The organism is Olsenella sp. HMSC062G07 (assembly GCF_001811895.1).
In the GTDB taxonomy this organism is placed as follows: domain Bacteria; phylum Actinomycetota; class Coriobacteriia; order Coriobacteriales; family Atopobiaceae; genus Olsenella_F; species Olsenella_F massiliensis.
Map to the genome: position 1 here is coordinate 312,545 of NZ_KV806951.1, position 25,788 is coordinate 338,332.

Genomic DNA, 25,788 nt, shown 5'->3' on the forward strand with positions numbered 1-25,788 from the left:
GGCGCGTACCCAAGATCCAAGGAGGACCACGCATGCAGAAGAAGGACCTCGACTGGGGCGGTCTCGGCTTTGCCTACCAGCCCACGGACTACAGCTATGTCTCGCATTACCGGGACGGGGCATGGGACGAGGGGGCGCTCACGAGCGACCACAGCCTTCGGCTTTCGGAGTGCGCGGGCATCTTCCACTACTGCCAGGAGATCTTCGAGGGGCTCAAGGCCTATGCGACCGAGGGGGGCGACATCGTCTGCTTCCGCCCCGACCAGAACGCCGCGCGCATGTACGACTCGGCCAGGCGCCTGGTCATGCCGCCCTTCCCCAAGGAGCGCTTTGTGGAGGCCGTCGAGCGGGTCGTGCGCGCCAATGCCGCCTGGGTGCCGCCCTTCGGCTCCGGCGCGACGCTGTACATCCGCCCCTTCATGATCGCCACCGGCGACGTCATCGGCGTCAAGCCCGCTGACGAGTACCAGTTCCGCATCCTCGTGACGCCGGTCGGCGCCTACTACAAGGGCGGCGTCAAGCCCGTCAAGCTGCAGGTGTCCAAGTTTGACCGGGCGGCCCCGCACGGGACGGGCAACATCAAGGCCGGCCTCAACTATGCCATGAGCCTGTATCCCTCCGTCGAGGCCCATGCCGCGGGCTATGCCGACAACATGTTCCTCGACCCCCAGACGCGCACGTTCGTGGAGGAGTCGGGCGGCGCAAACTTCCTGTTCGTCGACAAGGGCGGGACGCTGGTCGTGCCGCAGTCAGCGACCGACTCCATCCTTCCCTCGATCACCCGTCGCTCGCTCGTCGACGTCGCAACGAGGCTGTTGGGCATGACCGTCGAGCAGCGCCCCGTCACCTTTGCAGAGATCGGCGACTTCGTGGAGTGCGGCATGTGCGGCACCGCCGCGGTCATCTCTCCCGTGGGTCAGGTTGACTTTGACGGGGGTTCCGTCGTCTACGGCATGGGGGAGGTGGGTCCCGTCATGCGTACGCTGCGCGAGACCCTGACCGGCATCCAGGACGGTTCGATCGAGGACACGTTCGGCTGGGTTCACAAGATCGACGTGGCGTAGGGACGCGGCGTAGGGTCTGGGGCCTTCTCGCGCGCCTCGGCCGGCTGCGTCGGCGTGGTCCCCATCGCCCCCGCCTCGGTCGGGGAGGCCTGCCGCAGGCTGGCGAACGATGCCTCGCGCCCCTGGCGTATACTGACATCTCTGATGGCCGAGGAAGGCGACGTGCGCTCGCACGTCGCTCGTGGCCGCGGCCACGATGTCGCGCAGAGGACGCGAGGAGGGGGCACGTCGCTATGGCACAGAGGATTCAAGGCACTGAGGACCTGGTGGGCGGCTACATGCGCGCCTGGCAGCATATGCAGGACGTGGCGCGCGAGCTCTTTGGCGCCTATGGCTTCGACCAGATCGAGACCCCGGCCATAGAGCAGGTTGACACCTTCGTCCATGGCATCGGCGCGTCCACGGACGTCGTGCGCAAGGAGATGTTCAGGGTGTTCTCGGGCGCCCTCATGGAGCGCATCCTGGCCGCCGGCGGCGAGGGCGGCCTCAAGGCAAGGCAGCGCATGGCGCTGAGGCCCGAGGGCACGGCTGGCGTGGTCCGCGCGGCCGTGGAGGGCAACTTCGTGCCCCAGGGCGCGGCGCCCGCCAAGCTCTGGTACGCGGAGGCCATGTTCCGCGGCGAAAGGCCCCAGAAGGGCCGCCTGCGCCAGTTCCATCAGATCGGCGTCGAGGTCCTGGGCGCGCCCGACGCCGCCGCCGACGCCGAGTGCGTCATCATGCTCATGGAGTTCTACCGGCGCCTGGGCTTTGACGCCGCCAAACTGCAGCTGCGCATCAACTCCATGGGCGACGCCAGCTGTCGTCCCCGCTATCGCGAGAGGGTGCGCAGTTTCATCCTCGCTCATCGTGACGAGATGTGCGACGACTGCCTGGAGCGTGCGGACATTAACCCGCTGCGCGCCTTTGACTGCAAGAACGAGCGCTGCCACGAGGTCATGCGAGACGCCCCCCTCGTCACGGAGAATCTCTGTGACGACTGCGAGGCGCACTACGCGCAGGTGAAGGCCTATCTTGACGAGGCGGGCCTCGCGTACGTGGAGGACCCCACACTCGTTCGCGGCCTGGACTACTACACGCGCACCGTCTTCGAGGTGGACGCCCTCGCGTCGGGCGTGGGCGCCATCGGGGGCGGCGGGCGCTACGACGGGCTCATGGAGCTGGAGGGCGGCAAGCCTACCCCGGGTATCGGCTTTGCCGTCGGCTTTGAGCGCATCGCCCTCGCCCTGGCGGCCCAGGGAGGCACGCTCGAGACCCCTGCGCCCGGCTGCGTCTACGTGGCCTGCGCCTCTCCCGAGCAACGTCAGGCCGTGTTCTCGGCGACCCTCGCGCTTCGTCAGGCGGGCGTCCGCACGGAGGCGGACTACCAGGGACGCTCGCTCAAGTCCCAGTTCAAGCAGGCGGACAGGCTGGGAGCAAGCGTCTGCGTCGTCATCGGCGCGGACGAGGTCGCGACGGCATCCGTGACCGTTCGCGACATGCGGACGCACGAGCAGCTGCTGGTGCCCGCCGCCGAGTTCGTCGGGAGGGTGAGGGCGCTTCTTGGCTAGCACGCTCGACGGCCCCTGAGGCCGCCGGCCGCGCTAGTGGGCGTCGTCTCCCTCGCCCGTGCCGATGAGCAGCTCGTCTCCCGCGTTGACGCCCTGGACGGCGGCCGATTCGCCGTCGCGGGCGAGGATGGTGACCTGCCTTCGCTCCCTGCTGGCAAGGTCCTTGCCGTTGCTCGCCAGGGTCACGACCTCCACGTAGCTCGTCTTGGAGGCGTCCGTCGTTATGGCGGCCAGAGGGATTACGACGGCGCTGGGTACGACCTTAGTGGTGATGGTGGCCGTCACGACCCACCCCAGCCTGATCGCCGGGTCCGGGCTGCTCAGCAGCAGCGTGACGACGTAGCTCGCGCCCTGCGCGTCGCCTTCCTTCGCGATCGGGGCGCTGTCGACGTGCGAGACGGTCGCCTGCGCGCTCACGTCCGTGATCTGGGGAAAGCTCAGCGCCGCCGTCTGATTGAGTCCCAGCTGCCCGATGTCGTCCTGGCTCACCCGCACCTCTGCGCGCAGCGTGGAGAGGTCCGATATCTGGGCGAGCTGGCTCACCGCCCCCGCCGTCGCACGCAGCTCCGCGTCGGACGAGCTGGTGCCCACCACGGCCGTCCCCTCCTTGACGAACAGCCTGGTGATTGTGCCGGAGGCGGGTGCGGTGATGGTTCGCCCGTCGGCCTGCGCGACCGCGCTCTCATAGCTGCCCTGGGCGCCCTGGACAGCAGTCTCGGCCGCCTCCACCGCGCTGGCGAGCGAGCTGGGGTCGACGAGCCCGGCAGTTGCCGAGATGCCCGCCGCGCCGCCGACGCCCACGCCGCTCGCCTGGGCCTCCGCCCTGGCCTTGTCGGCCGCCAGGGCGGCATCCCAGGCCTGCTGCGCGGCCTGGTACTTGCCCTGCGCCTCCGCGAGGGCCGACTTCGCCGCGCCCAGCTGCGCCTCGGCCCTGCCGACCGCCGCGTCGAGGTTGTCGTTCTTAAGCACGAAGAGGACGTCGCCCTCGGTGACGTCTTGGCCCTCCGTCACTCGCACCTCCGCCACCGTGCCGTCGACCTCCGACGCCACGTCGGCGGTCGACCCCGCGACGATGGTGCCCATCGCGCTGACCGTTGACGTGAAGTCCCTGAGCTCGGCCGTGACGACGGACGGCGCGGGCCTCCGTGCCTCCTGTTGGGCCGCCATGAAGGCGTCCAGCTGCTTCTTGGCGTACGTTCCCAGCACCAGGGCCAAAAGTGCGCACAGCGCCGCCCCGACGCCGACGAGCGCTCGCGTGCGCCGCTGGCGCCTCGTCCTGCGGCGCGTCTGTGCCATGGCGAGCACCTCGGCGGGCGCGCGGTTGTCGATGCGGACGCCCCCGATGTCTGCGGTGTCGCCGACGCCCGCATCCGCCGCCATGGCGTCTTGCGCGGACTCAGACGAGACCGCGTCGTCCGCGTCGGCGGGCTCGCTCGGCGCGGTCCCGTCGGTCGGGGCGGCGTCTCCTCGCGCGCCGCCGGCGTGGCCGGTCGCGCCAACGACGCCTGACGATTCCGGGGCGTCCTCGCCCGTCTCGGGCAAGACGGGTGTGGGCGCCGCGTGCCGTGCGGAGGATTCGTGGGTCTCTGGCATGGGGACTCCTTGCAAGCTGCGTATACATTGCTTGCCCCTAGCATACGGCATTGGTTGTGTCAGCCGAAGCATCCCTGGTAGACGGCTCGCCTGACAAAGACGGCACGGCTGTGTTTCTCCTGGGTAAGACCGTTCGCGCGCCGACGTCAGGGGCCATGAGGGCTGCTATCATGATTCGTCGCGTGCGTCGTCGCAGTCTACGCCGACGCACGGTCTGCTGGTGGGCCGCCCGTACGGCACGGGGCGGCAAGAGACGAGAGGAAGAGCCATGCCCACAACCAACCCCATGCATGTCCACAGCATGCACACCCACACCTGCGGAGAGCTGCGCCTGGAGGACATCGGCCGCGAGGTCACGCTCACGGGCTGGGTGTGGCATCGCCGCGACCACGGCGGGCTGATCTTTGTCGACCTGCGCGACCGTGACGGTGTGACGCAGGTCTCCTTTGACCCTGAGCACTCCGGCGGCACGGCCTTTCACGTCGCCGAGACCATTCGTTCCGAATGGCCCATCAAGGTCACGGGCGTGGTGCGCGAGCGCCCCGAAGGCCAGGACAACGAGAAGCTCGCTACCGGGCGGGTCGAGGTGCTCATCTCGGACATCGAGGTCCTGGGCGGCGCCAGGACGCCCGCCTTCCAGATAGAGGACCGCATTGACGTCGCCGAGGACGTGCGACTGCGCTACCGCTACCTTGACCTGCGCCGCCCCAAGATGATGGGCAACCTCAGGCTGCGCTCCGACTTCACCTTCGCCATGCGCCAGGCGTTGCACGACCGCGCCTTCATGGAGGTCGAGACGCCCGCGCTCTTCAAGTCGACGCCCGAGGGGGCCCGTGACTTTCTGGTGCCGAGCCGCACGCAGCCGGGCCACTTCTACGCCCTGCCGCAGTCGCCCCAACTGCTCAAGCAGCTGCTGATGGTGGGCGGCGTGGAGCGCTACTACCAGGTGGCCAAGTGCTTCCGCGACGAGGACCTGCGCGCCGACCGCCAGCCCGAGTTCACGCAGGTGGACATCGAGATGAGCTTCGTGTCGCAGGATGACGTCATGGGCGCACTCGAGGAGGTGCTCGCCTCCGCCTTCGCCTCGATGGGTGTCAGGATGGAGCTGCCCCTGCGTCGCATCAGCTATTGGGACGCCATGGACAGCTACGGCACCGACAAGCCCGACACCCGCTATGACATGCGTCTTCATGACGTGACGTCCATCTTCGGCTCGTCCAGGTTCAAGCTGTTCGCGAGCGCCGCATCGAACCCCGACCTGTTCGTCAAGGCCATCAACGCCAAGGGCGCCGGCGCCTGGCCCCGTGCCCAGATTGACAAGCTTGCCGACGTGGCCTCCGGCTTCGGCGCCAAGGGCCTCGCCTACATCGCCTTCCGCGAGGATGGCTCGGTCACGAGTCCCATCGTCAAGTTCTTCTCGGACGACGAGATGGCGGCGCTCAGGGCCGAGATGGACGTGGAGCCCGGCGACCTCGTGATGTTCGCGGTCGAGGGCCGTCTTGCCGCCGACGAGATCCTGGGCGGCATGCGCGTTCACATGGCGCAGGCGCTGAACGTGCCGCGCGAGGGTCACGACTTCCTCTGGGTCGTGGACTTCCCGCTGTTCCACTGGGACGAGGACCGCAAGGCGTACGCCGCCGAGCACCAGCCCTTCACCCAGCCGGTCGAGGACGACGTCGAGCGCCTGGACACCGACCCGCTCTCCGTGGGTTCGCACACCTATGACTTCGTGATGGACGGCTTTGAGGCCGGCGGCGGCGGCATGCGCATCCATGACGCCGACCTCCAGATGCGCGTCCTCGAGAAGCTCGGCTTCACCAGGGAGCGGGCGCAGGAGCAGTTTGGCTTCCTCATGGAGGCGCTCGAGTTCGGCGCGCCTCCGATGGGCGGCTTCGCCCTGGGCCTGGACCGTGTGTGCATGCTGCTCGCGGGCGCGGACTCCATCCGCGAGGTCATGGCCTTCCCCAAGACCTCGAGCGGCTCCGACCTCATGAGCGCCGCTCCGAGCGAGGTCTCGGGCAAGCAACTCAAGGAGGTCTCGCTGCGCCTGCTGTAGGGGCAGGCGGTAGGGGGCGTGATGGCCGAGAGAGGTTTGCGATGATGTACGAGACGGTCGTCCAGGCGCTGGCCGTGGGGTTTGGCGGCTTTGTGGGCAGCGTGGGCCGGTGGGGGATAGGGGCGGCCCTTGAGGATCTCGCCCCTGGGCTTCCCGCCGGGACTCTCGCCGCCAACGCGCTCGCGGGACTCATCATCGGCGTCGTCACGGGCATGGATTTCGCGAGTCCGCTTGACGCGCGTCTGAGGCTGCTTTTGGCAACGGGGCTCTGCGGGGGCCTATCGACGTTTTCGACCTTCTCGGCGGAGACGCTCGCGCTCGCGGGCGCGGGGAATCTGCGCGCCGCGGCGGCAAACGTGATCGTCAACGTCGCGAGCTGCCTGCTGGCCGTGGCTGCGGGTCTGGCGCTTGGCAGGGTGTTCGCGGCGGGGTAGGCGTTGACGAGACGGATGTCGTGCGAGGGGCTCATGGGCGCCTCGGGCGTGACCGTGTTGTGAGGGCTAGGGCGCCCGGCGGCGGGGTATACGACACTCGACCCAACAGACCTAGCGCCGCCCCGTTCGTCAGCGCGGCGCCTCGAGGAAGGCGAGAGCCCATGGCCACGAAGGACCTCCAGCTATACGTCAAGGACGCCTGCCCCTACTGCCGGCGCGTCGAGTCGTTCATGAGCAAAGCGGGCATCGAGCTGCCGCTGCACGACATCGACGAGAGCGACGAGGACAGGGCGTACCTCATCGAGCACGGCGGCAAGCGCCAGGTTCCCTGCCTGTTCGTCGACGGACAGGCGCTCTATGAGTCCGAGGACATCATCGACTTCCTGAGCAGGGAGTTTGACGTCAAGCCCGCCGGTCCCGCCGCCGGCGGTGAGTCCGCCGCGGGCGGGGCATGCTCGCTGGACGGGAGCGGCTGCAGCTTCTAGGCGCGCCGTCACGCCTGACGTCGCGCGTCTGACATGAGGAGGGTCCGGCCCTTCCGGGCCGGACCCTCCCGTTGCTTCCCCGTGAGGCGGCGGTGCCCTGGCCGTGCGGCTTCTAGAGCAGCTTCTCCACGGCCGGCTTCACGACGCCCTCGACGTCGGCGGTGGGCTCAAAGCGTTCGACGACGTTGCCCTCGCGGTCGATGAGGAACTTGGTGAAGTTCCACTTGATGTCCGCGCTCTGCTCCCAGTTGGGGTCGGCCTTGCCGAGGATGTCTTTCAGGATCGGCGTGATCTTGTGGTTGGGGTCAAAGCCGGCATAGCCCTTCTCGCCCTTGAGCCACACATAGAGGGGGTCAGCGCCCTCGCCGTTGACCTCGATCTTGCCAAACTGGGGGAAGGTCACGCCAAAGCGACCGGTGCAGAAGGTGTGGATCTCGTCGGCGGTGCCGGGTGCCTGCTCGCCAAACTGGTTGCAGGGAAAGTCCAGGATCTCAAGGCCCTTCTCGTGCTCCTGCTCGTAGAGCTTCTGAAGGTCGGCGTAGGTGGGGGTGAAGCCGCACTCGGTGGCCGTGTTCACCACCAAGAGGACCTTGCCCTTGTAGTCGCCCAGGTTGACGTCCTTGCCCTCGCGGTCCTTGACGGTGTAGTCATAGATGCCTGCCATGCGAGCCTCCAAAGTCAATGATGTGAACAAAATGATACTTAGACGCAATCATTTACGTCCTGGTGGTGACATACCCGTTTTGCGCTGCGGCTAGGCCGAACTTTCCGCGAATGGTCATGTGCCGTCGGAGCCTTATGACCGCACGCGAACGACGACGTATTGCGATGCCAGCAGCAGGAACAGAGCCGCCATCGAGAGCGCGTAGGCGTAGACCGCCCCGTCGAACCCGATGATGCGCACCAGCGTCATGCTCAGAAGGACGGAGACGCCGAACGCGATCAGATAGAGGCGGCTTGCCAGCTCCTGGCGCCGCTGCACGGTGATGATCTGATAGAGGAAGTCGACGACGGCGGAGAGGCCCCCCGCCACGACCATGAGATACAGCTGGTTGCGCAGAGGCTCAAAGTCGGCGCCATACAGCAGGTTGAGCAGGGGTATGCCCACGAGCGCGTTGAAGGCGACCATGGCCACGGTGATGCCCACGGCCAGCGCGACGACCACGATGACGATCAGGTCAAAGCGTTTGCGGTGCGACGGGTTTGACCAGATGGTGGCAAGACGGACGAGCTGGGGCCTGTAGATGAGGCTCACGCTCATGGCGATGCCCTGGGCCGGAAAGTAGATGGCGTTGAAGAAGAGCTGGCTGTCGTAGGGCAGACTTCCCTCCATGGCAAACTTGGGGACGGTCTCGATGAGCGAGAAGAGGAACGTCGCCAGGAACGTGGGGGCGCAGTCGACGAAGATCTGCCTGACCTCCACGAGCTCCCAGCCGCGCGAGCGCTCGGTCTCGAAGTAGGTGAGGGGTATCGTGACGAGCAGAAGGGACGCCGCCGCGACGCCCGCCATGGCCATCGAGGAGGTCGCGACCTCACGGGTCAGCACGAGGGTAAGGCAGAACGCCACGATGCCGCCTGCGCAGCGCAGCACTTGGGAGAGGCCCGAAAGCCACAGCTTGTCCTGCTGCTGAAGACGGCCCTCGTACACGTCGGCGATGGAGTCGATGACCCTGAAGGAGAAGGTGCCCAAACAGATGGTGAGCATCTCACCCTGCCCATAGCCGCGCAGGGCGCACAGCAGCCATCCCGCCCCCGCCATGAGAAGGCAGGCCAGGACTCTCTGGAGCTGATAGGCGCCAAAGGAGTTGGCCTCGTCGACGTCGGACACCTGATATGTCCGCACTCCGTACATGCCCACGAACTGGATGAGGTTGGCATACACGAAGGCCATGGAGAACATGCCCGCCTGTTCGGTGCCCACGAGCTGCGAGGAGACCATCGTGAGCAGGGGAAAGAGAAAGCCCCAGATGCCCAGGCCGGCGCTGTTGAACGCATAGTCGCGCGTCGTGCTATGGCCGGCGTAGCGAGCCGTCTGGTCGGCGAGCGAGCCCGAGAACACGGCGGCGATCAGGCGGTCCCACCACTGGTTGGCAAGACGCGCCAGCAAGGCCTGGCGCGGGCCCGAGCGCACGCGGTCCCTCTCGCGGGGCTGTGGCGTCACGAGACTGCCGTAGCGAAACGCCCGTTGCGGCGCCGTGTCCCGTGCGGCCTCGCGCCCGCCTCGCCCCATGTCCAGATGACGCCGCGCGGACGTCGGCCGAAAGGGAAGGTGGGGCATACGCGCTCCTCGCTCGGGTCGGGATGAGGGTCTGAACTGTCATTCTAACGCGCCGTCGCGGTGCGGGGAGTTGATGGAAGCGTAAAGATTGGGTTTCGCCCGCCGTCATCGTCGGCGAGGGCGTGACCGAGGGTCTAAGCTACTGTACGGTCGTTTTTCATGCTCGTCCGACAGCGATGGAGGGTGTAGTGACCCAGATACGCCAGCACGCAGAACAGGTGTCCGTCCCGGTTGAGCGGCGGGGGGCGAGCGCACCCGACGCCGAGCAGGACGCGGCCCGCAGGACCGTCTCCGTGGTGAGCGTGCCCGATGACCTCAAGGAGAACCTCGCGCTCTTCCTGCGCCTCGTGCGCAAGGTCCTCACTGAGTACGACCCCTCGATTCGCGCGACCTTCGACCGCCTTCTGGCAGACTCCTTCGACGTGAGCGCACGCAGGGATGAGGAGACGGGCCCGTCTGCGTCCGACGAGTCGGTCAGGGACGCCATCTGCGCGCTCGAATCCCTTGACGTCGAGTCGTCCGTCATGCTGACGCGCGCCTTCGCCACCTTCTTCCACCTGGCCAACATCTGCGAGGAAAACTACCGTGTCTCCACCCTGCGCAAGCGCGAGGGGGTCGTTCCCGTCACGGCCGACATCGATCCCATCAACGACATCACGGTGGCCTATCGGCGTCTTGTAGACGAGTGCGGCCGCGGCAAGGCGCTGGCCCTGCTCAACCGCCTGGAGTTTCATCCCGTCTTCACGGCGCACCCCACGGAGGCGCGTCGCAAGGCCGTCGAGGGCAAGATCCGTCGCATCTCGGCCCTGCTTGAGGAGCGCACCCTGCTGGCGGGCGCCGCGCTGCGCGAGAACGAGCGCAAGATGCTCCAGGAGATCGACGCGCTGCTGCGCACCTCGCCCATAGCCATCAAGAAGCCGACCCCCGTCGAGGAGGCCGACACTGTCATTGACATCTTCGACAACACGCTCTTTGACATGATTCCCGAGGTGTACCGCCGCTTTGACGACTGGGAGCTTGGCGAGAAGGCCGGCACAGTCAGCCCCATCTGCCCCGCCTTCTTCCATCCCGGCAGCTGGATCGGCTCCGACCGCGACGGCAACCCCTACGTGACGGCAAGGGTGTCGCGCAAGGTCGCGGAGAAGTACCGCGTGCACGTGCTCGAGACGCTGGCGGACGCCACTCACGCGGTGGGTCGCAACCTGACCTTGGACGCTACCTCTACGAAGGGGTCGGACGAGCTGCTCAACCTCTGGAGCCATCAGGTCGAGATGAGCGAGGCCATCACGGCGCGCGCCCAGGAGGTCTCCGCCTCGGAGCTGCATCGCGCCACCATGATCGTCATGGCGCAGCGCCTGCGTGCCACCATCACGCGCACGGCTGACCTCATGTACCGGGACGCCGACGCCTTCATCGAGGACTTGCTCGTGGTGCAGCGCTCCCTTGAGCGGGCCGGTGCCGTCCGCTCCGCCTACGGGCCGCTCCAGAAGCTCATCTGGCAGGTCCAGACCTTCGGCTTTCATCTCGTCGAGATGGAGTTCCGCCAGCACTCGCTCGTCCACACCCGCGCGCTCGACGACATTCGCGAGCACGGGCGCTGGGGCGAGCGGGGCGAGCTTGACCCCATGACCCGGGAGGTCCTCGACACCTTCCGCGCCATCGGCTCCATCCAGAAGCGCAACGGCGTCAAGGCGGCGCGCCGCTACATCATCTCGTTCACGCAGAGCGTGCAGAACGTCGCCGACGTCTACGAGCTCGCGCGCCTGGCGTTTGCCCACGAGGAGGACGTCCCCACGCTCGACGTCATCCCCCTCTTCGAGCAGATCGAGGACCTCGAGAACGCGGTGGAGACCTTGGACGGCATCATCAGGCTTGACGCCGTTCAAAGGCGCCTGCGCCAGACGGGCCGCCGGCTCGAGGTCATGCTGGGCTACTCGGACTCCTCCAAGGATGAGGGCCCCACGGCGGCCACGCTCGTGCTGCACACCGCGCAGGCAAACATCGCCGCCTGGGCCGAGGAGAACAATATCGACCTGGTCCTGATGCACGGCCGCGGCGGCGCGGTGGGCCGCGGCGGCGGTCCTGCGAACCGCGCGGTCCTCTCGCAGCCCAAGGGTTCCGTCAACTGCCACTTCAAGCTCACCGAGCAGGGCGAGGTCATCTTTGCCCGCTACGGCAATCCCACCTTGGCCCTGCGCCACGTGGAGTCCGTCGCCGGCGCCACGTTGCTGCAGAGCGCCCCGTCCATCGAATACGTCACCACGGAGTCCACGGCCAAGTACGCCGACCTCGCCGCCGCCCTGGACAAGGGATCACGCGCCTGTTACCTGGACCTGCTGAACACGGACGGCTTCGTGAGCTGGTTTGGCACCGTCACGCCGCTGTCCGAGATCGGACTCATGCCCATCGGCAGCCGTCCCGCCAAGCGCGGCCTGGGAGCCTCGTCCCTGGACGACCTGCGCACCATCCCGTGGATCTTCTCCTGGTCGCAGGCGCGCGTGAACCTGGCCGCCTGGTATGGCCTTGGCACGGCCTGCGAGAGCTACGGCAGGATCGACCGTCTCAGGGAGGCCTACGCCGAGTGGCCGCTGTTCACGACCTTCATCGACAACATCGAGATGTCTCTGGCCAAGACCGACGAGCGTCTGGCCAAGATGTACCTCGCGTTGGGGGAGCGAGAGGACCTCGCGCGGAAGGTGCTTGACGAGATGGCCCTCACGCGCTCGTGGGTGCTGTCCATCACGGGCAACGAGTGGCCGCTCTCGAGCCGCCGCATCCTGGGGCCCGTCATTCGTCTGAGGCTGCCGTTCGTCAACGTGCTGTCGCTGACGCAGGTGCTGGCGCTCAAGGTCATGCGCGAGCGGGGGGACAAGCTGACGCCCGAGGAGCGCGAGCGGTTCATCTACCTCATTCTCTGCACCGTGAGCGGGGTCTCCGCCGGCCTGCAGAACACCGGCTGAGGCAGGCAGGACCACATTATCTTGCGCCGTCACCCGTGCGCCCGCGCTGCTGGCGCGGGCGCATTCGGCATGGGGCGCGCGAAAAAAGTTTGCCGCAGATTCCTTTCTACCCTTGTGTCCGCAGAAGTAAACCGTATAATACTTTTTGATAGGGCTTACTAACACCTGTCGGAGTTCACGTCGGTCACCTGGGGGTGCGTCATGGAAGCGGTGCGGAGCGGAGCGCGTGTGAGTGCGGTCCAGCAGCAGCGGTCGGCAGGGGAGCAGCTTCCCCTTGCCCTGGTCAGCGAGGGTTCGACGGTGCGCGTCCTCAAGGTCAGGGGCGCCTTGGAGCTGCGTCAGCACCTTCAGGAGCTGGGATTTGTCCCGGGAGCCAACGTCGACGTCGTGGCACGTGCCGGCCGCGACGTCCTGGTGAGCGTCAAGGGATCCAGCATCGCCCTCGGGCGCGACATGGCCCTGCGCATCATCACGACATAGGTCATCCTCATCGCCCTCGTGCTCCGCGCGGCCCCCGCGGCCAGTCGCGCGCGGCGTCATGCGGGCGAATCTCATCTTGAATCGGTATCGACGCGACGCCTGCGGGCGGCGTATGACGAAGGGAGCACACATGGCGAGTCTGCGGGACGTGAGGGTGGGGGAGGCCGCCACGGTCACCAAGCTGGGTGGCACGGGGGCGGTCAAGCGACGCATCATGGACATGGGCGTCACCAAGGGCACGCGGATCCTCGTGCACAAGGTCGCGCCCCTGGGCGACCCCATCGAGGTCACCGTGAGGGGGTTTGAGCTGAGCCTGCGCAAGGACGAGGCGGGATGCATAGAGGTCGCAGACGTCAGGCGGGGAGCCTGAGGGCGACGTGGCGCACGCCCGCCGGTAGAGGGGGCAGCGCGTGACGAGGGCTGCGGCCCCTCTTTTTTCGCCGCCTAGTTATCCTGAGCTAACAGACGCATGCCCTCGGGCATGTCCTCAGGGAGCAGTTGTGAACGTCTGCGACGACCGTCGCAGGCCCGTGACATGCGGTCGCCGACCGGGCGCCGTCATCGCAGGGCCACTCACGAATCGATTGGAGATGCAATGCCCGCACCAACGACCATTGCCCTGGCTGGTAATCCCAACTGCGGCAAGACGACTCTATTTAATGAGCTCACGGGCTCAAACGGCTACGTGGGCAACTGGCCGGGGGTGACGGTCGAGAAGAAGATGGCCTCTTGGCGCTCCGACCACGACGTGATCTTCGTAGACCTTCCCGGCATCTATTCGCTGTCGCCCTACTCCCCGGAGGAGGTCGTCTCGCGGGACTATCTCGTGAAGGAGCGCCCCGACGCCGTCATCAACCTCATCGACGTCACCAACCTCGAGCGCAGCCTCTATCTTGCCACACAGGTGCTCGAGGCCGGTCGTCCCATGGTCGTGGGACTCAACATGTGCGACCTGCTCAAGGGGCGCAAGGACAAGATTGACGCCGAGCTTCTGTCCGAGCGCCTCGGTGTTCCCGTGCTCGAGGTCTCGGCGTTGCGCAACACCAACCTTGACGCCCTCGTCAATGCGGCGGTGGATGCCGGGAGGTCCGGCAGGGCGCCAGGCGGCGTCGCGTGCTTCACGCCCGAGCTCGAGAAGGCGCTCGAGGACATCCAGTCCATTCTGGGGGATGCCTGCGCGCCCGAGCTCGCCCGCTGGTATGCCATCAAGGTCTTCGAGCGCGATGCCGAGGTCCTGCAGGAGCTGGGGCTCGACGAGGCAAGGCGCGCGCGAGCCGAGGTCGTCATCGCGGCCGTCGAGAAGGACCGCGACGACGACGCGGAGTCCATCGTCACCTCGGAGCGCTATGAGTGGATCGCCACGGTCGTAGACGACTGCGTGAAGAAGGCTCCCAAGCAGCTCACCACCTCGCAGAAGATTGACCGCGTGGTCACCAACCGCGTCCTGGGCCTGCCCATCTTCGCGGCCGTCATGATCGCCGTGTACTGGTTTGCCCTGGTCGCCGTGGGAACTCCCGCCACGGACTGGGTCAACGACAATCTCTTCTCGGACGGCTTCTTCATAAGCGCGCAGGGGTCGGCGGACTACACGCAGGCCAAGGAGGCATGGGACGAGCATCATTACGCCGACCAGATCGGCGGCTATCTTGACGCCGCCAAGGAGGCGGGCGTCGATGTCGATGGCGTCCAGGAGGCCATCGACGCGGAGGAGAGAGGCGACGAGGACGTCGCCACCATCTCCGCGTTCATGAAGGCGGCAAAGGACGCCGGCGTGACCGCCGAGGACGTGCCCATAACCGACGAGGACGGCAACTTCGTGGACGACGAGGGGGAGGCCATCACCAAGGAGGACGCCGACGGCAACCCCATCCTCGACGAGGGTCAAAGGCAGGGGCTCATTCCCTCGGTGAGCCTCGACCAGTTCAAGGAGGCCGTCGAGACCCCCGAGCCCGACCAGCATGACTACCCGGGGTTCGTGGACTCCCTGCCCAACGCGGCGAGCGGCCTGCTCGACGGCGCCGGCGCGTCCGACCTCGTGAAGTCGCTGGTCATTGACGGCATCATCGGCGGCGTCGGCTCCGTGCTCGGCTTCATTCCCCAGATCTTCTTTCTCTTTGTGGCGCTCTGCTTCCTTGAGGACTGCGGCTACATGAGCCGCGTCGCCTTCGTCATGGACCGCGTGTTCCGTCGCTTCGGCCTGTCGGGCAAGTCGTTCATCCCCATGATCGTCTCCTCCGGCTGCGGCGTCCCCGGCGTGCTCGCCACCAAGACCATCGAGAACGAGCGTGACCGTCGCATGACCGCCATGCTCACCACCATGATTCCCTGCTCGGCCAAGCTTCCCATCATCGCCCTGGTCATGGGCGTCCTCGCCGGGGGCTCCAACATGTGGTGGGTGGCGCCCCTGTTCTATCTTATGGGCATCGTAGCCATCGTGGTCTCGGCCGTCATGCTCAAGAAGACCAGACCCTTTGAGGGCGAGCCCCTGCCCTTTGTCATGGAGCTGCCCGCGTACCACTTCCCAGCCGTCCGCTCGTGGTTCCTGCACGTCTGGGAGCGCGTCGGCGCCTACGTCAAGAAGGCGGGCACGATCATCTTCGCGGCGGCCGTGGGCATCTGGTTCCTCTCCAACTTTGGCGTCGCGGGCTGGGAGGGCGGCGACGGCGGCTTTGGCTTTTTGCCCGGCATGGAAGGAGTGCCCGACAGCTTCATGGACTACTCCATCCTCGCCGGCTTCGGCGGCGCCCTGAGCTTCCTCTTCGTTCCCCTGGGCTTTGGCAACTGGCAGGCGGCGGCATCCTCGATCTCGGCCCTCATCGCCAAGGAGAACCTTGTGTCCACCTTTGGCGTCCTGTACGGCCTTGGCGGCGCCACCGAGAACTCCGTGGGCATGTGGCAGGGCTTTGCGAACATGTTCACCATTGGAGGGACGCTCCACGTGGGTGCCATGTGCGCGTTCGTCGCCTTCAACATGCTCTGCGCTCCGTGCTTCGCGGCCATGGGCACCATCCGCAGGCAGATGGAGTCGGCGCGCTGGACGGCGTTCGCCATCGCCTATGAGTGCATCTTCGGCTGGGTCATCGGCCTGTTCATCAACCAGTTCTACGAGCTGGTGGCGTTCGGTCAGTTCGGCTTCTGGACGGTCGTCGCGTTTGTCCTGCTTGCCGCGATGCTCTTCCAGATCTTCCGTCCCGCGCCTGTCTGGGACAAGCCGGACGAGAAGGTGCTCTCAAGCCTCACCGACCCGGGAGAGGCGGCGTAGCCCCTCGCGCCCTGCGGGCCCGGCGAGTCTGGGCACGCAGGGCGCCCGGAAGGAGGCACGAGACACGAAGGCCCCCGGCGACGATGCGCCGGGGGCCTTCGCACGTGGGCGAAAGGATGTCTACGAGAGGAGCATGCGGTCGTTGGCAAGCTCGCCGCCCGAGACCTCCTCGAACTTCTGGAGCAGGTCGGCCACCGTGAGGGCGGCCTTCTCGGCGCCGGCGACGTCGTAGATGACGCTGCCCTCGTGCATCATGATCAGACGGTTGCCCAGCCTGATGGCGTCGTTCATGTTGTGAGTGACCATCAGGGTGGTCAGGCGGTCCTCGTCCACCACGCGCCGCGTGAGGCTGAGCACCTTAGCGGCGGTCTTGGGGTCAAGGGCGGCGGTGTGCTCGTCCAGCAGCAGGAGGCGCGGCTTCTGTATGGTCGCCATGAGCAGCGTCACGGCCTGTCGCTGCCCGCCGGAGAGCAGCCCCACCTTGGAGCTCAGACGGTCCTCAAGGCCCAGGTCGAGGGATGCAAGGCGCCTGGCGTAGTCCTCGCGCTCCTCGCGGGTGATGCCCCAGGCCAGCCCGCGCGGCCTGCCGCGCCGCTTGGCGAGGGCGAGGTTCTCCTCGATCTGCATGTCGGCGGCGGTGCCGCGCATCGGGTCCTGGAACACGCGACCCAAATATCGAGCGCGGCGGTGCTCCGAGAGCAGGCTGACGTCCACGCCGTCCAGCTCGACCGTGCCGCCGTCCAGCGGGTAGACACCCGCGATCATGTTCAGGAGCGTGGACTTGCCCGCGCCGTTGCCACCGATGACGGTGACGAAGTCCCCGTCATCGAGCGTGAGGCTCACGCCGGTGAGCGCGGGCTTCTCGTTGACGGTGCCCCTGTTGAACGTCTTGGTGACATCCGTGAGCCTGAGCATCAGCGCTCGCCCCCCTTCCCCTGTCGAGCAGGCGCGCCATCGCGACCGTTCCTGCCGCGCGCCCCGGCGTCGCCCATGGCGGGCGTGCCCCTGCGATACGCGCGCCTGCGCTGCTGCCTCTCGAGGACCACGGGCACGGCGAGCGCCAGCGCCACGATGACGGCGGACAGCAGCTTCATGTCATTGGCGTCGAGGCCCATCTGCAGGACCACGGCGCGGATGATGAAGTACACGATGGAGCCCATGACCACGGCGGTGAGCCTGCTGCCGAACGAGATGAGCCGGCCGGGCGCGAAGCGGCCCAACACCTCGCCGATCACGATGGCGGCCAGGCCGATGACGATGGCGCCCGTGCCCATGCCGACGTCGGCATACTTCTGGCTCTGGCAGATGAGCGCGCCGGAGAGGCCCACGAGCCCGTTGGAGAAGGCCAGCGCGATGACCTTGGTCACGCGCACGTCGATGCCCAGGGCGCGGCACATGTCCTCGTTGTTGCCCGTGGCCCGAAGCGCGCTGCCGACCTCGGTGCCAAAGAACCAGTACATGAGGACGATCGTGGCCGCGGCGATGACGACGCCCACGACGAGCGTGGCCGCGGCCTGCGTCACGCCCAGGAGGGCGGCCAGCCGCGTGAAGACGGTGTCCACGTTGAGCAGGGGAACGTTCGACTTGCCCATGACGTGCAGGTTCACGGACCAGAGCGCGATCTGGGTGAGGATGCCCGCGAGGATGGCGGGGATGTCAAAGAGGGCATGCAGAAGGCCCGTCACCAGGCCCGCCATGAGGCCCGCGACGACGCCCAGCAGCACGCCCACAACGGGGTCGAGCCCCAGGGCGACGGCCGCGACGGCCGCGACGCTGCCGCCGAGCGCGAAGCTGCCGTCCACGGTCAGATCAGGGATGTCGAGCATCCTGAAGGTGATGAAGACGCCGAGGACCATGATACCCCAGAGTATTCCTTGGGAGAGGGCCCCCATCAGGGCGAGCTGCATATGGTTCCTCCAATGGCTTGTTACCGCGACCCGTTCGCGCAGGGAGGGCGCCGGCGGTCGTGCGGACCACAGGCGCCCCCTGGCCAACTTTACGTGTTCACTATACCTGTGTCTGGCTGTCGCCGAGCACGGAAAGGTCCACGTCGAGCTTTTCGGCGACCTTCTTGTTGGAGACGAGCGCGCACTTGCTCACGTCAAGATGCTGGATGGGCATGTCGGCCGGCTTGCTCTCGCCCTTGAGGACCTTGACGGCCATCTGGCCGGCGAGCTTGCCCAGCTCCTCGTAATTGATGCCATAGGTGGCCAGGCCGCCGTTTTCGACCATGCCCACGTCGCCCACGATGAAGGGGAGCCCGTTGTCAGTGGCGACCATCGCGACGGTCGTCATGCCTGCGGCGATGGTGTTGTCGGTGGGAGCGTACGCCACGTCCACCTTGCCCACCATGGACTCGACCACCTGCTGGATCTCGTTGGAGCTCGAGACCGAGAAGTGCGTGACGGCCAGGCCGTGGGAGGCCGCCGCCTCGTCGGCGAGCTTCACCTGCACGTCTGAGTTGGACTCCGCGGTGCAGTAGAGGACGCCCACGGTCCTCGCCGCAGGGAACAGCTTTGCCAGCAGGTCGAACTGCTCGGCGACGGGCGTGAGGTCGGAGCTGCCGGTGACGTTGTTGCCAGGCTTTTCGTTGGAGGCCACGAGCCCCGAGGCGGCAAAGTCGGTGATCGCCGTGCCGATGATGGGAATGTCGGTGGTGGCGCCCGCGACCGCCTGCGCCGCAGGGGTGGCGATGGCGAGGATGAGGTCCTCGCCGGCGTTCACGAGCTTGGTGGCGATGGTCTGGCAGGCGGACTGGTCGTTCTGCGCGTTGTTGTCGTCCACCTGGTACGCGATGCCCGACGCGTCCAGCGCCTTAAAGAAGCCCTTGTGCGCCGCGTCGAGGGCGGCGTGCTCGGTCAGCTGCAGCACGCCGATCCTATACCCGTCCGCGCCGGCCGAGGGGGCCGCTCCCGAGCAGGCGGAGAGGGCGGGGAGGGCGACGCCGAGGGCGCCGAGGCCTCCCATGAGCCTGAGGGCGTCGCGACGGGTGAGCTTGTTGTCCATGAGTCACTCCTTGCTGTGTGCCGCCAAGACGCGTGCCCGCGCCAGACGAGCCCGGGATCGACCGGATGGGGCCGGGGCTGCGGGCGTCGCGGGACGCGCCTCATTGATGAGTTGCATCCTATGCCCTGACTGCCGTCGGCGGCACGGGTGAGAGGCATCTACTAACAGAGTTGTAACTGCCGCGCAAACCGCCGCGCCCGCCTCGCGCCGCCCGCCAGCCTCGACGTCGTCATGTTCGATCTGCCCGCGCCCGTGACGCGGGATGCCGGCAGGGGAGGCCACTGTCCGAAGGCGGGGCGTTTTCCACAAATACCTGTGTTTGGGTGGGAATATATCCGCCCCGTCGGTTGCAAGATGGCTCCGATTCTCAAAAAAGATTGCGCTATAGTAAATATGTCTGGGACGCGTCTGCGTCTGGGGGTAGGGGCACGTGCCGGGCGTCAGTGGAAACCCCACCAGGGAGACTGGTGGACCGTATCGCTTTTCTAAGGAGAGGATATGGCGAGAAAATTCAAGTCGATGGACGGCAACGAGGCCGCCGCCTGGGTCTCGTACGCCTTCACCGAGGTGGCGGGGATCTACCCGATCACGCCATCCAGCCCCATGGCCGACCATGTCGACCAGTGGGCCGCGCACGGCCTGAAGAACGTCTTCGGCACGCCCGTCAAGGTCGTCGAGATGCAGTCCGAGGCCGGCGCCGCCGGCACGGTGCACGGCTCTCTGGGCGCCGGCGCCCTCACGACGACCTATACGGCGTCGCAGGGCCTGCTGCTCATGATCCCCAACATGTACAAGATGGCCGCCGAGGGCCTTCCCACCGTGTTCCACGTGTCCGCCCGTACCGTGGCGACGCAGGCGCTCAACATCTTCGGTGACCACTCTGATGTCATGGCCTGTCGCCAGACCGGCTTCGCCATGCTTGCCGAGGGCAACGTCCAGGAGGTCATGGACCTCTCGCCCGTGGCCCACCTCTCCGCGATTGGCGGCGGCGTGCCCTTCATCAACTTCTTTGACGGCTTCCGCACCTCCCACGAGATCCAGAAGGTCGCCGCCTGGGACTTTGATGACCTCGGCGAGATGGTCGACATGGATGCGGTCCAGGCCTTCCGTGACCACGCCCTCAACCCCGAGCATCCGCACGCCCGCGGCTCCCACGAGAACGGCGACATCTTCTTCCAGCATCGCGAGGCCTGCAACGCCACGTACGACAAGCTTCCCGCCGTCGTTGAGGCCTACATGGAGAAGGTCAACGCCAAGCTCGGCACCAGCTATCACCTGTTCGACTACTACGGCGCCGAGGACGCGGACCGCGTCGTGGTCTGCATGGGCTCCTTCTGCGACACGCTCGAGGAGACCATCGACTATCTCAACGCCCACGGCGAGAAGGTCGGCCTGGTGAAGGTTCGCCTCTACCGGCCCTTCTCCATCGAGCACTTCGTGGCCGCCCTCCCCAAGAGCGTCAAGAAGATCGCCGTCCTCGACCGCACCAAGGAGCCCGGCTCCATCGGTGAGCCCCTGTACCAGGACGTCGTGAACGCCCTCTTTGAGGCGGGTCGCTCCGACCTCGCCGTGATCGGCGGCCGCTACGGCCTTGGCTCCAAGGACACCAGGCCCGAGGACGCCTTCGCCGTCTACGCGGAGCTCGAGAAGGACGAGCCCAAGCGCGAGTTCACCATCGGCATCGTGGACGACCTCACGAACCTCTCGCTCCCGCGCCCGGAGCACACGCCCAACACCTCCGCCCCCGGCACCATCGAGTGCAAGTTCTGGGGCCTGGGCGGCGACGGCACCGTCGGCGCCAACAAGAACTCCATCAAGATCATCGGCGATCACACGGACAAGTATGTTCAGGCGTACTTCCAGTACGACTCCAAGAAGACGGGCGGCGTGACGATCAGCCACCTGCGCTTTGGCGACTCGCCCATCCGCTCGCCCTACTACATCACCGCCGCCGACTTCGTGGCCTGCCACAACCCCAGCTACATCGTCAAGGGCTTCAGAATGGCCCGCGACCTCAAGCCGGGCGGCACCTTCCTCGTCAACTGCCAGTGGAGCGACGAGGAGTTTGCCAACCAGATGCCCGCCGTCGGCAAGCGCTACATCGCGCAGAACGACATCAAGGTCTACCTCATCGACGCCATTGACCTGGCCGAGAAGGTCGGCATGGGCAAGCGCACCAACACGGTCCTCCAGTCCGCGTTCTTTGCGCTGGCCAAGGTGCTTCCCGCTGAGGAGGCCCTCCAGTACATGAAGGACGCCGCGGAGAAGTCCTACGCCAAGAAGGGCCAGAGCGTCGTCGAGTCCAACTGGAAGGCCATCGACGCCGGCGCCACCGCATTCCGCAAGTTTGAGGTTCCCGCCGACTGGGCCAACGCCACCGACGACGTCAAGCCCGTCGTGCTCGAGGGCCGCGAGGCCGTGGTCAGGCAGGTCAGGGAGCTCCTTGGGCCCATCAACCTCATGGAGGGCGACAGCCTGCCCGTCTCCGCGTTCAAGAACAACCCGGACGGCCAGTGGGAGCTCGGCGCCAGCGCCTACGAGAAGCGCGGCACCGCCGTCATCGTTCCCCGCTGGGACGAGAGCAAGTGCATCCAGTGCAACCAGTGCGGCTACGTGTGCCCCCACGCCACGATTCGCCCGATTGCGCTGACCGCCGAGGAGGCCGCCGCCGCACCGGAGAACATGCGCATGGTCGACCTCAAGATCCCCAAGGGCACCGGCTACCAGTTTGCGATCGCCGTGTCGCCGCTCGACTGCATGGGCTGCACCAACTGTGCCTACATCTGCCCCGTTGACGCCCTCACCATGGTGCCGCAGGCGGACGAGGCCGACATGATTCCCGTGTGGGACTACGCGGTCAACAAGGTCACCGAGAAGCGCGACCTCTTTGACAGCAAGACCGTCAAGAACTCCCAGTTCTCCAAGCCGCTGCTCGAGTTCTCCGGCTCCTGCGCCGGCTGCGCCGAGACCAGCTACGCTCGCCTGATCACCCAGCTCTTTGGCGACCGCATGTTCATCTCCAACGCAACCGGCTGCTCCTCCATCTGGGGCAACCCCGGCGCCACCTCGCCGTTCACCTGCAACGCCGAGGGCAACGGCCCCGCGTGGAACAACTCGCTCTTCGAGGACAATGCCGAGCATGGCTACGGCCTGGCCCTGGGGTACGAGGCCATCCAGAACAAGCTCGTCTCTGACACCGAGAAGCTCATCGCCGCCGAGGGCGTCAGCGAGGACTTTAAGGCCGCGGCCCAGGCATGGATCGACACGCGCACCAAGGCCGGCGAGTCCGAGCTCACGGCCGAGGCGTACGCCCAGCAGCTCGAGAAGCTCGGCACGCCCGAGGCCAACAAGATCCTCGCCGATAAGTCGTACATGAGCAAGAAGTCGTTCTGGATCTTCGGCGGTGACGGCTGGGCCTACGACATCGGCTTCGGCGGTCTGGACCATGTCCTTGCCTCCGGCGACGACGTCAACGTCTTCGTCTTTGACACCGAGGTCTACTCCAACACCGGCGGTCAGGCGTCCAAGTCGTCCAACCTGGGCCAGGTCGCCCAGTTTGCCGCGGCGGGCAAGTCCGTCAAGAAGAAGGCCCTGGGCGAGATCGCGATGTCCTACGGCTACGTCTACGTCGCGCAGGTCGCCATGGGCGCCAACCCCACGCAGACCCTCAAGGCCATCGCCGAGGCCGAGGCGTACCCCGGACCTTCCCTGATCATCGGCTACAGCCCCTGCGAGATGCACTCCATCAAGAAGGGTGGCATGAAGCACGCGCAGGCGGAGATGAAGCGTGCCGTCGAGTGCGGCTATTGGAACCTCTACCGCTTCAATCCCTCCGCCCCCAAGGGCAAGAAGTTCATCCTGGATTCCAAGGAGCCCAAGGGCGGCTATCGTGACTTCCTGATGAACGAGGCGCGCTACGCGAGCCTGACCCGGTCCTTCCCCGAGCGCGCGGAGAAGCTCTTCGCCGCCAACGAGAAGGCCGCCATGGACCGCTACGAGCACCTCACCAAGCTCAAGGACCTGTACGCCGAGCTGTAGGCAAGACGTCCCGACGACGTGCGTCGCATAGGCGCCGTCGTCGGGGCCGTCCCCACGGGCACGGCCCGAGACTGATCGCATGAGAGGGGCCGGAGGCGCACGCCTCCGGCCCCTCCTCGTCAGAGGCGCGGTCAGAAGCGCCCCTTCGCGCCCCGCCCTCGCCGGGGTTCTGGACGTGCCTTTCCGACGCGCTCTAGGCCTCCCGCCCGGACAGCAGCGGTGTCATGGCCCCCTGGGAGAGGATGACCACCTGATGCATGGCGCGGCTGATGGCCGTATAGAGCCTCCTGCGCGCCAGCTCGGTGGCAGGATAGGTCTCGGCCTGGGCGTCAGGGATGATGACCTGGTCAAACTCAAGGCCCTTGGCCAGCGCGAGGTCAAGGACGACCACGCCCGTGGCGGGAAGCCCCTCGCCCGGCCTGATGGCGCGCACCGCAGGCCCAAGCTGCTTGCGCAGCCAGTTGGCCCGGGGCTTGTCCGCCGCGACGACGGCGGTGAGGAAGTTCTCGCCGGTGTCTCGTGCCTCGGCGGCCTTCTGGTGGGCCAGCTCCACCTGGGCGCCCAGCTCGCGCAGGTATCCCTCCCTGTCCTGGGGGCAGGCGCGAATCACGGGCGGCACGCCCTCCCTTTGCACGGAGTTCAGGTTCTGTCGCTCGTCGGGGCGCAGCAGGCTCGTGAAGAGCTCCGTTATCTCGGGGCTCGACCGATAGCTCGTGAGCAGGCGGCACTCCTCGACGGGGCCCCGCGCGGCGCCAAAGATGGCGCGGACCTCATCAAAGCTCGCGCTGTTCTCCTTGATGGCCTGGTGCTCGTCACCCAGCAGCAGGAAGTGCGCGTTGCCAAAGTAGCGGGCGAGCAGCATGAGCTGCGTCGCCGTATAGTCCTGGACCTCATCCACCATCACGAAGCGGGCGTCTCGGGCGTGCCCGCCCGTCAGGAGCATCTGGGTGTACAGCCATTGGGCCGCGTTGAGGTTGCCGACGCCAAGGATGCGCCGGCCCAGGTGGTCAACGTCCAGCCAGGCGGCCCGCTCTATGTCCTCGTGGACCTGCCCGTAGCGCTCGTCGACGTAGCGTCGGGCCCAGGCGTCAAGCTCCTCCTTGTCGGAGGGGTCAAGGTCGAGCGTCGTGCCAAAGATGCGTATCTGCTCGTCGAGGTCAAGCGAGAGGAGCTCGTCTCGAAGCTCCTCCTTGCGGGAGAGTGCCGCCAGCTTGCGGTCAAGCCTCTCGTGCAAATCCTCGATCGCCAGGGCGCAGCGACGCGCGCCCAGCGGGACGCGGGGAAACTTCTCGAGCGCGTCCTTGCACTGCGCGGCCTTGAGGAGGGTCTCCTCGCCGACGCGCAGGTCCTTGAAGTCCTGCGGCTCGAGCTCGAGGGAGGGGAGGGCCGCCTCGAGCCGGGCGAAGTCATCGGCATCGCCGTCCCCGCTCAGGGCCCTGCTCGCAAGGCCCAAGGACGCCACAAACTCCCTCCAGGTGAGGATGTGGGGATTGCGCTCGCCCAGGGAGGGCAGCACGGCGTCGATGTAGCTCTCGAACACCGCGTTGGGGGTGAAGAGGTAGACCTGGCTGGCGTCCAGGGTGTCCTTCTGCTGGTACAGGAGGAAGGCGATGCGCTGGAGGAGGACGGAGGTCTTGCCCGAGCCGGCGATGCCGCTCACGAGCAGCACCGACACGTCCTCATGCCGCACGACCTCGTTCTGCTCGCGTTGGATGGTCGCCGTGACGGCCTTGAGCTTGGGGGAGTGATTATGCTTGAGCGCGGCCAAAAGCAGTGAGTCCTGGATGGCGACGGTGGTGTCGAAGTAGGCGTTGAGCCTGTCGCCGCGGATGTCAAACTGGCGCCTGAGCCTGACGTCGCAGGCTATGTCACGGCCCTTGACCTCATAGGTGCAGGGGCCCATCTTCTGGTTGTAGTAGGTCTCGGCGATGGGGCTGCGCCAGTCAACGACCAAAGACTCGTAGCGGTCGTTGATCACGCCCGCCGCGCCCAGGTAGACGTCCTTGTCGCGGCCGTCGGGATAGCGCAGCGACACCTTGGCGAAATAGGGCTGACCCAGCAGCAGCAGGACCTTGGTCAGGCGCTCGACGTCAAAGTCATGGGCCTGGTTGTAGGCGTCGATGACGGCGTTGAGGGTCTCGATGGCGGCGAGGGTCTCCATGGTCTCGTCGTCGCCGCTGAAGTCGCGCCTGACCTCCTCGGACATGTCCCTGAGGTCCTGCGCGGCGCGCCGATGGCTCACCTCGAGCTCGCGATTGAGACGGTCTCGTATGGCGACGAGCTGGGCATAGACGTCAGAAAGGTGCGCCTGCTCACGCGCCAGCTCAAGGTCCGCGCCCGATGCTGCCGACAGGTCCTGCATGCTGCCTCCCACGCTGCGTGTCTCTGATGAAACGACGATATGATAGTGTACCCGTCGCGCGCGACGTCCTGTCGCTCGCGTGACCCGCATCCCCTCGTCTGCCGCGTACGTGCCGTATCGTGGCCGCCACCTGCGGATCGTCTCCGCCTGCGGCTCAAACTGACCGTTCGCGGAGGACGTGCGAGGATGGGTGTACGGCCTGGCGTCGGAGGGTAGTATGAGA

General features: G+C 66.7%; 17 protein-coding genes. 10 read left to right on the forward strand and 7 right to left on the reverse strand.

Going from position 1 to position 25,788, the window contains the following annotated elements; all coding sequences use genetic code 11:
- Positions 1–32 precede the first annotated feature (32 nt).
- Both HMPREF2826_RS04585 and hisS read left to right on the forward strand, forming a co-directional pair.
- Positions 33–1,064 carry a branched-chain amino acid aminotransferase gene (locus HMPREF2826_RS04585; RefSeq protein ID WP_070639593.1) on the forward strand — a complete coding sequence of 344 codons (1,032 nt, stop codon included), beginning with the start codon at positions 33–35 and terminating at the stop codon, positions 1,062–1,064.
- A gap of 233 nt (positions 1,065–1,297) precedes the next feature.
- Positions 1,298–2,611, forward strand: a complete 1,314-nt coding sequence (gene hisS, locus HMPREF2826_RS04590; protein WP_070639596.1) for a histidine--tRNA ligase — start codon at positions 1,298–1,300, stop codon at positions 2,609–2,611.
- A gap of 33 nt (positions 2,612–2,644) precedes the next feature.
- Here hisS and HMPREF2826_RS04595 read toward each other — a convergent pair whose 3' ends face one another.
- Positions 2,645–4,204, reverse strand: a complete 1,560-nt coding sequence (locus HMPREF2826_RS04595; RefSeq protein ID WP_070639598.1) for an efflux RND transporter periplasmic adaptor subunit — start codon at positions 4,202–4,204, stop codon at positions 2,645–2,647.
- 268 nt (positions 4,205–4,472) lie between these two features.
- Between HMPREF2826_RS04595 and aspS the strand changes: the two genes are divergently transcribed.
- From aspS to HMPREF2826_RS04610, 3 genes are all read left to right on the forward strand, one after another.
- Positions 4,473–6,260: an aspartate--tRNA ligase gene (aspS, locus tag HMPREF2826_RS04600; protein WP_070639600.1), complete on the forward strand. Its 1,788-nt coding sequence runs from the start codon at positions 4,473–4,475 to the stop codon at positions 6,258–6,260.
- Between the two features lie 41 nt (positions 6,261–6,301).
- Positions 6,302–6,694, forward strand: a complete 393-nt coding sequence (gene crcB / locus HMPREF2826_RS04605; protein ID WP_246824688.1) for a fluoride efflux transporter CrcB — start codon at positions 6,302–6,304, stop codon at positions 6,692–6,694.
- A gap of 161 nt (positions 6,695–6,855) precedes the next feature.
- Complete coding sequence (locus HMPREF2826_RS04610; RefSeq protein WP_070639602.1) at positions 6,856–7,179, forward strand: glutaredoxin family protein; 324 nt, start codon at positions 6,856–6,858, stop codon at positions 7,177–7,179.
- A 112-nt stretch (positions 7,180–7,291) separates the two neighbouring features.
- Here the strand turns inward: HMPREF2826_RS04610 and HMPREF2826_RS04615 are convergent, their stop codons facing one another.
- Positions 7,292–7,843: a glutathione peroxidase gene (locus tag HMPREF2826_RS04615; protein WP_058270041.1), complete on the reverse strand. Its 552-nt coding sequence runs from the start codon at positions 7,841–7,843 to the stop codon at positions 7,292–7,294.
- A 132-nt stretch (positions 7,844–7,975) separates the two neighbouring features.
- Positions 7,976–9,457, reverse strand: a complete 1,482-nt coding sequence (locus HMPREF2826_RS04620; RefSeq protein WP_246824689.1) for a lipopolysaccharide biosynthesis protein — start codon at positions 9,455–9,457, stop codon at positions 7,976–7,978.
- 188 nt (positions 9,458–9,645) lie between these two features.
- On the opposite strand from HMPREF2826_RS04620, the gene HMPREF2826_RS04625 reads away from it, so the two are divergent.
- The 4 genes from HMPREF2826_RS04625 (at position 9,646) to HMPREF2826_RS04640 (ending at position 16,159) form a co-directional block, all read left to right on the forward strand.
- On the forward strand, positions 9,646–12,417 hold the full coding sequence (locus HMPREF2826_RS04625) for a phosphoenolpyruvate carboxylase (protein WP_371440570.1): 2,772 nt from the start codon (positions 9,646–9,648) through the stop codon (positions 12,415–12,417).
- Positions 12,418–12,645: 228 nt separating this feature from the next.
- Complete coding sequence (locus HMPREF2826_RS04630; RefSeq protein ID WP_246824690.1) at positions 12,646–12,897, forward strand: FeoA family protein; 252 nt, start codon at positions 12,646–12,648, stop codon at positions 12,895–12,897.
- A 130-nt stretch (positions 12,898–13,027) separates the two neighbouring features.
- Positions 13,028–13,267, forward strand: a complete 240-nt coding sequence (locus HMPREF2826_RS04635) for a FeoA family protein (protein WP_058270043.1) — start codon at positions 13,028–13,030, stop codon at positions 13,265–13,267.
- A gap of 225 nt (positions 13,268–13,492) precedes the next feature.
- Positions 13,493–16,159, forward strand: a complete 2,667-nt coding sequence (locus HMPREF2826_RS04640) for a FeoB small GTPase domain-containing protein (RefSeq protein WP_070639606.1) — start codon at positions 13,493–13,495, stop codon at positions 16,157–16,159.
- A gap of 120 nt (positions 16,160–16,279) precedes the next feature.
- On the opposite strand, the gene HMPREF2826_RS04645 is transcribed toward HMPREF2826_RS04640, so the two are convergent.
- The 3 genes from HMPREF2826_RS04645 to HMPREF2826_RS04655 all read right to left on the reverse strand — a co-directional run bounded on the left by HMPREF2826_RS04645 (position 16,280) and on the right by HMPREF2826_RS04655 (position 19,165).
- On the reverse strand, positions 16,280–17,074 hold the full coding sequence (locus HMPREF2826_RS04645; RefSeq protein WP_070639608.1) for an ABC transporter ATP-binding protein: 795 nt from the start codon (positions 17,072–17,074) through the stop codon (positions 16,280–16,282).
- Positions 17,074–18,066 carry an ABC transporter permease gene (locus tag HMPREF2826_RS04650; RefSeq protein ID WP_070639610.1) on the reverse strand — a complete coding sequence of 331 codons (993 nt, stop codon included), beginning with the start codon at positions 18,064–18,066 and terminating at the stop codon, positions 17,074–17,076. Before HMPREF2826_RS04650 ends, HMPREF2826_RS04645 begins: the two co-directional genes overlap by 1 nt.
- 100 nt (positions 18,067–18,166) lie before the next feature.
- Positions 18,167–19,165 (reverse strand): ABC transporter substrate-binding protein, encoded by a 999-nt coding sequence (locus HMPREF2826_RS04655; protein ID WP_070639612.1) that lies wholly within the window; start codon positions 19,163–19,165, stop codon positions 18,167–18,169.
- A 498-nt stretch (positions 19,166–19,663) separates the two neighbouring features.
- Between HMPREF2826_RS04655 and nifJ the strand changes: the two genes are divergently transcribed.
- Positions 19,664–23,203: a pyruvate:ferredoxin (flavodoxin) oxidoreductase gene (nifJ, locus tag HMPREF2826_RS04660; RefSeq protein ID WP_070639614.1), complete on the forward strand. Its 3,540-nt coding sequence runs from the start codon at positions 19,664–19,666 to the stop codon at positions 23,201–23,203.
- A gap of 193 nt (positions 23,204–23,396) precedes the next feature.
- Here the strand turns inward: nifJ and HMPREF2826_RS04665 are convergent, their stop codons facing one another.
- On the reverse strand, positions 23,397–25,565 hold the full coding sequence (locus HMPREF2826_RS04665) for a HelD family protein (RefSeq protein WP_070639617.1): 2,169 nt from the start codon (positions 25,563–25,565) through the stop codon (positions 23,397–23,399).
- Between the last annotated feature and the right edge of the window lie 223 nt (positions 25,566–25,788).